This window comes from Janthinobacterium violaceinigrum, from assembly GCF_009208555.1.
In the GTDB taxonomy this organism is placed as follows: Bacteria; Pseudomonadota; Gammaproteobacteria; order Burkholderiales; family Burkholderiaceae_D; genus Janthinobacterium; species Janthinobacterium violaceinigrum.
In genome coordinates, this window is sequence record NZ_WFLI01000068.1 from 1 (window position 1) to 10,244 (window position 10,244).

Sequence of the window (10,244 nt, forward strand, 5' to 3'; positions counted from 1 at the left end):
CCCGATGCCAGCGCGGCGCTCACGTCGTCCAGCGCGGCCGGCAGCTGCGCGGCGTCGGCCAGCATGGCCATGTCGGTGCCGGCGGCCAGGGCGCGCGCGCCCACATGCTCGCCCTGCGCGCCGATGCCTGGCGTGAGCAGCACGCCGCCGTAGCCCCACTGCTGGCGCAGCAGGCCGTGCATGACCGCGTGCGACAGGCTGGCGGGCTGGCGCGGGTCGAGGGCCGGGTAGGCCACGTGTGCGCTCATCATCGAAGCCGTCTGCGCGACGGCCTGGCGAAACGGCACGAAATCGTGCTCTTCCAGCTGCGAACGGGTCTTGTCGACGCTGGGCAGGGGGCCGCCAGCGCTGCGCTGCGGCAGGTACAGCCTGGCGCAGCAGGCCACGCCCTCGGCCTGGCAGCCCGCCGTCCACGCTTGCGCCATGGCGGCCGCCAGCAGCGGGTCGCCGCCAAACGCGTGCGCGGCGCCAGGCGCCTGTGCGGCAGCGGCGTCGAGATTGAGCAGGGGCGCCAGCAGCCAGTTGATGCCCAGTGCGCGCAAGCCGCGCGCCGTCGCCGCGCCCGTGCCGTTGGCCAGTTCCGCGTCGCCGACGGCGCACAGCTGCATGGCGCCGGGCGGCTGCGGCAGCCAGGCCGGGTAGGTGGACGGCATGCCGGCCAGGTCCAGGGCGATCAGCGCCTGCGGACCCAGGGCGCGCCGCAAGTCCGTGTTCAGGCGCATCAGCTGCGCTGCATCGCGCACATTGGCCGCGCGCAGGCAGACGGCGCGGATGCCGTTTTGCTGCAGCCATTGCGCCGTGGCCGCATCGAGCTCGGTGCCGGGCATGCCCGTCATCAGCAGCTGCCCGGCCAGCAGGCGCAGGTCGGTGGCGATGGCGGCGCTCATTTGACGGCGCCGTCCATGCCGCGCATGAAGAAGCGCTGGGTGAACAGGAACGCCAGCAGGGTCGGCACGATGGTGATCAGGGTGCCGGCCGCGACCACGCGCGTGCTGCTGCCGAAGGTGCCGCGCAAGTACAGCACGCCCACGGACAGGGGGAATTCATCGGGTTTGCTCATGACGATGGACGGCCAGATGTATTCATTCCACGATTCGACGGCCGTCAGGATGCCGACGGTGGCCAGCCACGGCGTAATCAGGGGCAGCATGATGCGGCTGAAGATCACCCACTCGGACGCGCCATCGACCCTGGCCGCATCGATCAGGTCTTGCGGCACTTCCTCGAACGCCTGCTTGAGCAGCAGGATGGCCACGGCCGTCACCACGTTGGGCAGGATCACGCCCGTGTAGGTATCGACCAGGCTCATTTGCGTGATGGTGATGAAGTTGACGAGGAAGTTCACTTCCGACGGCAGCACCAGGGTGGCGAGGATCAGGCCGAACACCAGCTTGCGGCCACGGAATTTCAGGCGCGCCAGCGGATACGCGGCCAGTGAGCACAGCAGCAGTTTCCAGAACACGGTGAACACGGCGATCAGCACGGAGTTCTTGAAGAACGACCAGATGGGGATGGCCTGGAACACTTCGATGAAGTTGTCGAAGGACGGCGCCTTCGGCCAGAAGGTGGGCGGGAAGGCGAAGATATTGCCTTCCGTGGAAATGGCCGTCACCAGGGTCCACCAGAACGGGAAGACGCAGACGACGGCGATCGCGCACAGCACGGCATAGTGGCCCGCATATTGGCCAAGCAGCTGCAAGCGGGTTTTCAGGGGGCGGGAACGGGTTTTCATGGTCATTCCCCTGTCAGCGGTGCTTGGGTTTGAGGTAGCGCAGGCAGAGCAGCGCGATGCCGATGCAGAACAGCGAGACGACGAAGCTGGCCGCCAGCGCGCGCGGCAGCTTCAGGTGCTTGAGGCCCTGGTCGTAGGCGTAGTACAGGGCCGTGAAGGTGGAATTCATGGGGCCGCCCTGCGTCAGCACGTCCACTTCCTGGTAAGCTTTCAGGGCCGCCAGCACGGACAGGATGGAGCACAGCATGATGGTGGGGCGCAGCATCGGCACGGTGATCTTCCAGAAGCGCTGCCAGCGGCTGGCGCCATCGAGCATGGCCGCTTCCTGCATGTCCGACGGGATCGACTGCAGGGCCGCCAGGTACATCACCATATACCAGCCCAGGCCGCGCCACAGGGTGACGAACATGACGGCAAACAGGGCCAGGCTGTCGTTCGTCAGCCAGCCCACGGGCGCGTTCACCAGTTTTAACGTCATCATCACGTAATTGAGCGCGCCCTGCTCGTGGAACATGAAGCCCCACATGATGCCGACCACGGAAACGGTGGTCACCACGGGCACGTAGAAGGCGGCGCGGAACAGGCGGATGCCGGGCAGGCGGTTGTTCACCAGCACGGCCAAAGTGATGGCGCCCACCTGCACGAAGGGCACCATCAGCAGGAACATCAGCGAATTTTTCAAGCCCGAGACGAACATCTCGTTGTTGAAGATGTAGCGGAAGTTATCGAGGCCGACGAAGCGCGTCTCGCGTATCAGGCTGTAATCGGTAAAGGCCAGCACGGAGCCGTAGCCGACGGGCCAGAAGGAAAAGGCGGCCAGCAGCAGCAGGGCGGGGGCCAGGAACAGCCAGGCTTGCACGGTGTGGCGGTGGGCGAGTTTCATGGTGTCCTCAGTGGCGCGGCAGCGTGGCCAGCTTCTTGTTCCAGATGGCGACGGCCCGGTCCAGCGCCTGCTTCACGTCCTGCTTGCCCGTCACGCCTGCCTCGACGGCTTTCACCAGCGAGCGGCGCAGCTCGTCGTAGTCGTCGATGCCGGCCACGTACAGGGTGCGCGAATGGCCCATCGACAGGGCGCCGGCAGCGACGGCCTTTTCGGCCGCGCCCGCGTTCTGCGGCGTGGCGAGGAAAAACGGGTCGGCCGCCGCCTTGACGGTAGTGGGGAAAACGCTGGCCTGGCGCGCGAAGTCCAGCTGGTTGGCGTCGTTCGTCAGGAAGCGCGCGAACTTGCCGACCGACGGCAGCAGGCGCGCCGGCACGCCCTTCGGAATGGCGAAGTGCACGAGCCAGCCGCCATCGGCGATGCCCGTCGGGCCCAGCGGCGCGGGCGCCACGTCGGTGATGGCGTAGATGTCTTTCGCGTCGCCGCGGATGCGCTGCATGGCCGTGGGCGGCGCCAGCAGCATGCCCAGGCGGCCGCCCTTGTAGGCGTCGATCACGGCGGGGAAGTTATCTTCGGCGAACAGGCTTTCCTTCAGCAGGCCGCCGGCCTTGTAGGTGTCGGCCAGCTTTTGCACGAGCGCCACGTGCTGCGGCGAATTGAAGACGGCGCGGTTGTTGGCGATGACGGACAGGCCCTGCTGCATGAACAGGCCGTCGATCTTCGACAGCGCGGGGGCGATGCCCGCCTTGCCCGTGCGTTGCGCGATCTGGCGCGCGAACGCCAACTGTTCGTCGAGGCTGGCGGGACCGCGCGTGAGGCCTGCCTGCCTGAAGATGTCGGTATTGAAGGCGATCACCGCGACATTGCTGTACATGGGGAAGCCATAGGTGTGGCCCTTGAAGCGCAGGTCTTCCAGGGCGCTGGGAATGTAGCTGGCGCGTGCCTGCGCGATCAGGCCATCGACGGGCGTGAGCAAGCCGTCGCGCGCGTATTCGTCGGCCCAGGGCACGTTCAGGCTGACCAGCGCGGGCGGCGTGCCGGCCACGATGCGCGTGACCAGCTTGGTCTGGATGACGTCCCACGGGAAGTCGATCCATTCGATCTTGACATCGGGATTCTGCGCCTCATAGCGCGCCACCACCGCATTGAAATACGGCGTGAACTTGGGCTTCATGCTGAAGGTCCAGAATTCGATTTTCTCGGCGGCCCATGCCTGCGGCGCGAGCAGGCCCGCACAGGCAAATGCTGCCAACAGTCTCTTGATCGTCATTTTTATCCTGGAGCGCGAGGCTCCAATGTCCATGAGTCTGCGGCGCGGGTACATGCCCTTGCCGTCGCTTATATTCGTGTCCTGCGGACGGCAGCTTCACCCCATGCCGGGGGCGCAGCTGCCGCTTGCTGCCTTGTGACGCGTCAGTTTGTTTTCGTTACCTTGCTCAGGTGGCGCGGCGCATCCGGGTCCATGCCGCGCGCGGCCGACAGTTTCGCCGCCATCACGTAGAAGGACTGGATGGCGACGATCGGGTCGAGATCGGGCGTGGCCGCCACGGGCAGGGTCAGGTCGCGCTCGGCCACGTCGGCGGGGGCCGCCAGCAGGACCTTGGCGCCGCGGCCGCGCATCTCGGTTGCCAGTTGCAGCAGGCCGGCCTGGGTCGGGCCGCGCGTGGCGAAAATCAGCAGCGGGTAGCCGTCTTCGATCAGGGCCATCGGGCCGTGCTTGATTTCGGCGCCGCTGAAAGCCTCTGCCTGCAGGGCCGAGGTTTCCTTGAATTTCAAGGCCGATTCCAGCGCCACGGGGAAGCTGATGCCGCGGCCCACGACCATGATGTTGCGGGCCGGCGCCAGCACGTCGATGGCGGGCGACCAGTCGACGCGGGTCGCTTCGAGCAGCGCTTCGGGCAGCGCTTCCAGGCCCGCCTGCAGCTCGGGATCATTCTGCCACTGGGCCACCATGCGGGCGCCGGCAACGAGGCTGGTAATGAAGCTCTTGGTGGCGGCGACGCTTTGTTCCTTGCCGGCGCGCAGGGGCATGGCCCACTCGGCGGCGTGCGCCAGCGGCGAGTCGATGTCGTTGACCAGGGCCACGGTGGTGGCGCCGCCGTCGCGGAAGTAGCGGATCGGTTCGACCACGTCAGGGCTCTGGCCCGATTGCGAGATCGAGATGGCCAGGGTGTCGCGCGTCACCAGCGGCGACTTGTTCAGGGTCACCAGCGACATCGGCAGGGACGCCACGACGCGGCCCAGGCGCGCCATGATCAGGTAGGCGACGTAGTTGCAGGCGTGGTCGGAGCTGCCGCGCGCGATGGTCAGCGCGGTCGAGAACGAGGTGCTCCTCAATTTGCGGCCCAGTTCCGCGTAGCGTTCCGTGTCGCTGGCCAGTTGCAGGGCGACGCATTCGGCGGCGGAAACGGCTTCTTTAAGCATCATTGAGGTCACAGATTTCTCCTTCTATATACACAGCTTTGAGTTTGAGATCGCGATCGAGTACCACCAGATCGGCGTAAGTGCCGGGGGCCAGCCGGCCACGTTCTTCCAGGCCCAGATAATCGGCGGCGTTGGTCGACACGCGCTTGGACGCGTCGGCCAGGTCCAGTCCCAGTCCCACCAGGTTGCGCAGCGCCTGGTCCAGGGTCAGGGTGCTGCCCGCCAGGGTGCCGTCGGGCAGGCGCACGCCGCCCATGCATTTCTGCACGGCGTGGCGGCCCAGCATGTATTCGCCGTCCGGCATGCCGGTGGCGGCGGTGGAATCGGTGACGCAGTACAGGCGCGGGATGGCGCGCAGGGCCACCTTGATGGCGCCCGGATGCACGTGCAGCAGGTCCGGTATCAGTTCGGCGTATTCGGCGTGCGCCAGGGCGGCGCCGACCATGCCGGGCTCGCGGTGGTGCAGGCCGCTCATGGCGTTGAACAGGTGCGTGAAGCCCACGGCGCCATGCTCCAGCGCGGCCACGCCGTCTTCATACGAACCGAGCGTGTGGCCGATCTGCACGCGCACGCCGGCGTCGGCCAGCGAGCGCACCAGCTCCAGGTGGCCGGCGATTTCCGGCGCCACGGTGATGACGCGCAGCTTGGCCAGCGTTTGCAGGCGTTCGATTTCGGCCAGGGTGGCGGCGCGCGCGTAGTTGGGCTGCGCCCCCAGCTTGCCGGAATTGATGTACGGGCCTTCCAGGTGGGCGCCCAGCACGCGTGCCGTGTTCGGGCGGCGGTTGTTGGCCGCGATGCCGATGGCCGTCAGGGCCATGTCGATGTCTTCCGGCGGCGCCGTCATGGTGGTGGCCAGCAGGCTGGTGGTGCCGTGGCGCGCATGGATGCCGGCGATCGTGTACACGGCTTCGCCGCCTTCCATGATGTCCTTGCCGGCGCCGCCATGCACGTGCAGGTCGATAAAGCCGGGCAGGATGTAATCGTCGCCGTTGTTCGACGGGTGGAGGGAATCGCCCGTGATGCTGTCGACCCGCTCGCCGAAGGCGATGGCGCCGTGGATCCAGCCGCCTGGGGTAAGGATATTGCCTTTGATAGTGCTGCTCATCTGCGCGACTCCGCTACGAATTCATAATAATCACTGCGGCAATACGAGTGGGTCAGTTCCACCGCCGCGCCGTTGTCGAGATAACTGACACGGGTGATGTGCAGCATGGCTTCACCCGTCTTGATATTGGCCAGCTTGGCCTGTTCCGCCGTGGCGTTGACGGCGCGGATATGCTGCAGCGCGCGCATCGGGATGGTGCCGCGCGACTCCAGGTAGCCGTACAGCGAATCGGTGACCTGCTGCGGGTCCGGCATGTACAGCGCGGGGATGGTGGTGGTCTCGATCGCCATTACCACCTCGTCGGCCGTGCGCAGGCGGCGCAGGCGCGCCACCGGCATGTGCGGCGACAGGCCCAGCGACAGCAGTTCCAGCGGCGCGGCCGCGCCGATATCGCGCTGCAGCCAGCGCGAGCCGGCCGTGAATCCCCGCTGGCGCAATTCTTCCGAAAAGCTCGTCAGGCGCGACAGCGGCTGTTCCAGCTTGGGCGTGATGTAGGTGCCCGAGCCGCGCTTGCGCGTCAGCATGCCCCGGTCGCACAGCATGTCGATGGCCTTGCGCGCCGTGACACGCGAGATTTCCAGGATTTCCGACAGCACGCGTTCCGAGGGCAAGGCCTGGTTGGCGCGCCAGTCGCCGCTGGCGATGCCGTCCGACAGCATGTTCGCCAGCTGCATGTAGAGCGGGGTGTCGCTGGCGGGATTGGGTTTGAAGGAGGACAGTTTGGCCAGCATGGTCATTGCTCCTGCAAGTGCTTGCGTATCAGGCGCAGGCCGCCTGCCGCCGAGTCGCCCTGTGCCGGCACGACCAGTTGCATCAGTTCCGCCGGCAGGTAGGCCGACAAGGGCGCCGCCAGGCCGCCGCACAGGGCCACGGGCAAGGTGCCGGCCGGGTCGAGGGCCCTGGCGATCAGGGCGATCTGCTGGCCCGCATCGACCAGGATGGTGCGCGCCACTGCATTGGTGGCCGCGTGTTCGAGCACCAGCCGCGCCAGTTGCGCGAAAGTGGTCTGGCTGGCGGCGGCCAGCCACACCTGCATGGCATCGCGCTGGCCGCCGCAGGCGTCGATGACGGCCGTGGCGAAGGCGCTGCCGGGCACGCGCCCGTCGACCACCTGCTGCACGTGGTTGATGGCGCGCATGCCGATCCAGGCGCCGCCCGCCTCGTCGCCGGAAGGGAAGCCCCAGCCGCCCACTTCGTGGCGGCTGCCGTCCGCATGCAGCACTTCGCCCACGCTGCCCGTGCCGATGGCCACGATGGCGCCAGGCTGGCCCGCGTGCGCGCCCAGCAGGGTGGTCAAGGCATCCGATTCGAGCGCGACGGCGGCATAGCCGGGATTGTGTTCGATGAAGCTGGCGGCCCACTGTTTATTGTGCACGCCGGCCAGGCCCAGGCCGATGGCCATGCGCTGCAGGGGCGGCTGTTCCAGGCCGGCGGCGCGGAAGGCCAGGGTGACGGCATGCGCCACGGACGTCCAGGCCCGCTCGATGCCCAGGCCCAGGCCGGAAGGGCCGCTTTGTCCTTGCGCCAGTTCGTGGCCATCGAGGCGCGCCAGGCGTACGCGGGTGCCGCTGCCCCCGCCGTCGACGCCGATTATGTATTCGATCATGTTATGCAGCCCCGCGTTTGGTTGATTGCGCCTGTCTCTCGGTTCTTTTATTTCTCGGGCGGCGAAAAAGCTGAAGGCACTATATTGTCGCCTCGATGGCTTGTCAACAGGTATTTAAGTGGTATTAATAAATGCCCGGCGCCATGCCGCGCCATGCCCGAGGGCGTGATTGCAAGTGGTTGTTAATAAAGGATATTTTTCCTGTTGAGAATGGTATTGAAATTGGCCTTGTTTAATGCCAATTTTTCGCGACTGGTCTGTGCCGCGCGCTGTAGTGTTGCTTCCGCGCATGCTTGGCAAGGGACGCCATGAAGAGTAAAGTCCGCCTTTTACACCTGAGTTGGAAGAGCATGATGAACGACAAGGCAGCAAAGAGCGCATATTGGGACGACTGGCAGCAAGAGGCGCTGGCCGCCGGCGTGTCGGCGCCGCTGGCGGCGCTGGGCGTGGAACTGATGCGCACGCACCGCAAGAACCGCTGGCCGAAGGATTTCCTGGGCCGCGAAAGCGATGGCCCGGTCATGATCGAAATGTGCCTGGAAGACGAGGCGGAAACGGAATTGTTCTTTATCGAGAACCTGTATCCCTACGATGCGGCGCTGATCGAAAAGACGCGCCGCCGCCTGTGCCTGCACTGAGAGTGCGCTGACGCGTGACTGGAACGGCCGCCTTGTGCGGCCGTTTTGCTTTTCGGGTGGCATTTTCATGGGGGAGTGTCATAATGGCCCAGGCATTTCCGCCCAGGCATGGAGTTGATAATGAGCAAGGCACAGGACAGCAAGAAGGAAGCCAAGAAGGAACCGGCCAAGACCATGAAGGAAAAGAAGGAAGCCAAGAAGGTCAAGAAAGAAGAGCGCAAGCGCTGATCATGCGCGTGCGCCGTTCATTGACGCGCCCGTGGCGTTCGCCGGCCCTGCTGGCGGCGTTCGCCGTGCTGGCCTTGGGCACGCCCGTGTCCGGCGTGCTGGCGCAGCAAAAGGCGCCGCCGTCCACCTTCGGGCAAGTGGTGGGCAATGCCGTGCTGTGCATCGACCAGATCGACAACAAGGCTTTCTATGCCTATCTGCTGACGGCCTTCGGCCCTGCCTACAAGCATGAAGGGGGCGCCTACTGGTTCCGCACGGACGCCACCCTGTGGGGCGCGCCCATTACCGACGTGATCGTCAGCGACGACACCAGTCCCCTTGTCTTCATGGGCGTGGTGGCGGACTCGACGCCGGAAAAGCTGGAGCCGGCCATCCGCGGCGCTTCCGGTCTGCGTTTCAATAAACTCGACAATTCTGCCTTTCCCGTCCGCGGTTCCGTGCCTGGCAGTAAAATCGTCTACTTCCGTAGCAAGGCGAAAGTCTATTGCGCCAAATACAAGCCGTTGCCGCCCGCCCGCACCCGATGAGGGGTTCGGCTTGCCGCCGCGCATTTTGATCGTTTCATCCGCAGGGTCTCCATGTACACGCATTATTTCCAGCTCAAGCAATCGCCGTTCTCGATCGCCCCCGATCCCCGCTACCTGTTCATGAGCGAGCGCCACCGCGAAGCGCTGGCGCACCTGCTGTATGGCGTGGGCAGCGGCGGCGGCTTCGTGCTGCTGACGGGAGAAATCGGCGCCGGCAAGACCACCGTGTGCCGCTGCTTCATGGAACAGATTCCGGAAAACTGCCAGCTCGCCTATATCTTCAATCCGAAACTGTCTGTCGAGGAATTGCTGCATTCGATCTGCGAGGAATTTCATATCGCCCTGGCGCCCGGCGTGGCCAGCGTGAAAGGCTATGTCGACGCCATCAATGCGCACCTGCTGGCCAGCCATGCGCAGGGCAAGAACAATGTACTGATCATTGACGAAGCGCAAAACCTGTCCGCCGCCGTGCTGGAGCAGCTGCGTTTGCTGACCAACCTGGAGACGAGCGAGCGCAAGTTGCTGCAGATCATCCTCATCGGCCAGCCGGAATTGCGCGCCATGCTGGCGCGGCCGGAACTCGAGCAGCTGGCGCAGCGCGTGATTGCCCGCTATCACCTCGGTTCGCTGACGGCCGAGGAAACGGCCAGCTATGTCCGTCACCGCCTGGCCGTGGCGGGCGGCACGGCGCAGACGCCGTTCGGGCCGCGCCTGATGGCGCAGATCCATGGCTTGAGCCATGGCGTGCCGCGCCGCATCAACCTGCTGTGCGACCGCGCGCTGCTGGGCGCCTACGTGGAAAACCAGCCGCAGGTGACGCGCCAGATACTGCGTCGTGCCGCCGAGGAAGTGTTTGCAGAGGCGGGCGCCGGCACGCCACGCGTTGCCGGCTTGCGCTGGCCGCATGTGGCGGGCGGCGTGCTGGCCGGCGCCGTGGTCACGGCCGCGCTGGCCTGGCATTTCATGCCGCGTCCGTCCGCCGTGCCCCCTGTGCCTGCCCTGGCCGCTTCCGTGCCGGCCGCCGCCGCTGCGGCGAAAAAAGTCTTTGCGCACACGGCGCAATACGATGGCGCCGCATCAACGACGGCATGGCCAAGTTCGTGG

At 66.0% G+C, this 10,244-nt stretch carries 11 protein-coding genes; 3 read left to right on the top strand and 8 right to left on the bottom strand.

Features of this window, described 5'->3' with window-relative positions:
- From GCN75_RS28250 to GCN75_RS28285, 8 genes are all read right to left on the bottom strand, one after another.
- Positions 1 to 887: glycoside hydrolase family 3 N-terminal domain-containing protein (locus GCN75_RS28250; protein ID WP_319633312.1), on the bottom strand; the 887-nt coding region annotated here is incomplete at its 3' end.
- On the bottom strand, positions 884 to 1,732 hold the full coding sequence (locus tag GCN75_RS28255; RefSeq protein WP_226941621.1) for a carbohydrate ABC transporter permease: 849 nt from the start codon (positions 1,730 to 1,732) through the stop codon (positions 884 to 886). The genes GCN75_RS28250 and GCN75_RS28255, both read right to left, overlap by 4 nt.
- A 13-nt stretch (positions 1,733 to 1,745) precedes the next feature.
- Positions 1,746 to 2,615 (bottom strand): carbohydrate ABC transporter permease, encoded by an 870-nt coding sequence (locus GCN75_RS28260; RefSeq protein WP_152285305.1) that lies wholly within the window; start codon positions 2,613 to 2,615, stop codon positions 1,746 to 1,748.
- A gap of 7 nt (positions 2,616 to 2,622) precedes the next feature.
- Positions 2,623 to 3,882, bottom strand: coding sequence for an ABC transporter substrate-binding protein (locus GCN75_RS28265; RefSeq protein WP_152285306.1), 1,260 nt, complete (start codon positions 3,880 to 3,882; stop codon positions 2,623 to 2,625).
- Positions 3,883 to 4,025: 143 nt separating this feature from the next.
- Positions 4,026 to 5,039, bottom strand: a complete 1,014-nt coding sequence (locus GCN75_RS28270; protein ID WP_152285307.1) for an SIS domain-containing protein — start codon at positions 5,037 to 5,039, stop codon at positions 4,026 to 4,028.
- The gene (nagA, locus tag GCN75_RS28275; RefSeq protein WP_152285308.1) at positions 5,029 to 6,141 is read right to left on the bottom strand and encodes an N-acetylglucosamine-6-phosphate deacetylase; all 1,113 of its coding nucleotides are present in this window, start codon (positions 6,139 to 6,141) and stop codon (positions 5,029 to 5,031) included. The genes GCN75_RS28270 and nagA overlap by 11 nt, the downstream gene beginning before the upstream one ends.
- Complete coding sequence (locus GCN75_RS28280; protein WP_152285309.1) at positions 6,138 to 6,872, bottom strand: GntR family transcriptional regulator; 735 nt, start codon at positions 6,870 to 6,872, stop codon at positions 6,138 to 6,140. Before GCN75_RS28280 ends, nagA begins: the two co-directional genes overlap by 4 nt.
- Before the next feature lie 2 nt (positions 6,873 to 6,874).
- Entirely contained in the window at positions 6,875 to 7,747 is an 873-nt protein-coding gene (locus GCN75_RS28285) for a BadF/BadG/BcrA/BcrD ATPase family protein (RefSeq protein WP_152285310.1), read from the bottom strand.
- A gap of 350 nt (positions 7,748 to 8,097) precedes the next feature.
- Between GCN75_RS28285 and GCN75_RS28290 the strand changes: the two genes are divergently transcribed.
- The 3 genes from GCN75_RS28290 to GCN75_RS28300 all read left to right on the top strand — a co-directional run.
- Positions 8,098 to 8,385, top strand: coding sequence for a hypothetical protein (locus GCN75_RS28290; RefSeq protein ID WP_152285311.1), 288 nt, complete (start codon positions 8,098 to 8,100; stop codon positions 8,383 to 8,385).
- A 230-nt stretch (positions 8,386 to 8,615) separates the two neighbouring features.
- The gene (locus tag GCN75_RS28295; RefSeq protein WP_152285312.1) at positions 8,616 to 9,140 is read left to right on the top strand and encodes a hypothetical protein; all 525 of its coding nucleotides are present in this window, start codon (positions 8,616 to 8,618) and stop codon (positions 9,138 to 9,140) included.
- A gap of 51 nt (positions 9,141 to 9,191) precedes the next feature.
- On the top strand, positions 9,192 to 10,244 hold a 1,053-nt coding region (locus tag GCN75_RS28300), incomplete at its 3' end, for an ExeA family protein (protein ID WP_226941622.1).

Bases quoted from the DNA above. Each gene is read 5' to 3' on its own strand.
- GCN75_RS28255 (WP_226941621.1), bottom strand. From the start codon at position 1,732: ATGAAAACCCGTTCCCGCCCCCTGAAAACCCGCTTGCAGCTGCTTGGC.
- GCN75_RS28260 (WP_152285305.1), bottom strand. From the start codon at position 2,615: ATGAAACTCGCCCACCGCCACACCGTGCAAGCCTGGCTGTTCCTGGCC.
- GCN75_RS28265 (WP_152285306.1), bottom strand. From the start codon at position 3,882: ATGACGATCAAGAGACTGTTGGCAGCATTTGCCTGTGCGGGCCTGCTC.
- GCN75_RS28270 (WP_152285307.1), bottom strand. From the start codon at position 5,039: ATGATGCTTAAAGAAGCCGTTTCCGCCGCCGAATGCGTCGCCCTGCAA.
- nagA (WP_152285308.1), bottom strand. From the start codon at position 6,141: ATGAGCAGCACTATCAAAGGCAATATCCTTACCCCAGGCGGCTGGATC.
- GCN75_RS28280 (WP_152285309.1), bottom strand. From the start codon at position 6,872: ATGCTGGCCAAACTGTCCTCCTTCAAACCCAATCCCGCCAGCGACACC.
- GCN75_RS28285 (WP_152285310.1), bottom strand. From the start codon at position 7,747: ATGATCGAATACATAATCGGCGTCGACGGCGGGGGCAGCGGCACCCGC.
- GCN75_RS28290 (WP_152285311.1), top strand. From the start codon at position 8,098: ATGATGAACGACAAGGCAGCAAAGAGCGCATATTGGGACGACTGGCAG.
- GCN75_RS28295 (WP_152285312.1), top strand. From the start codon at position 8,616: ATGCGCGTGCGCCGTTCATTGACGCGCCCGTGGCGTTCGCCGGCCCTG.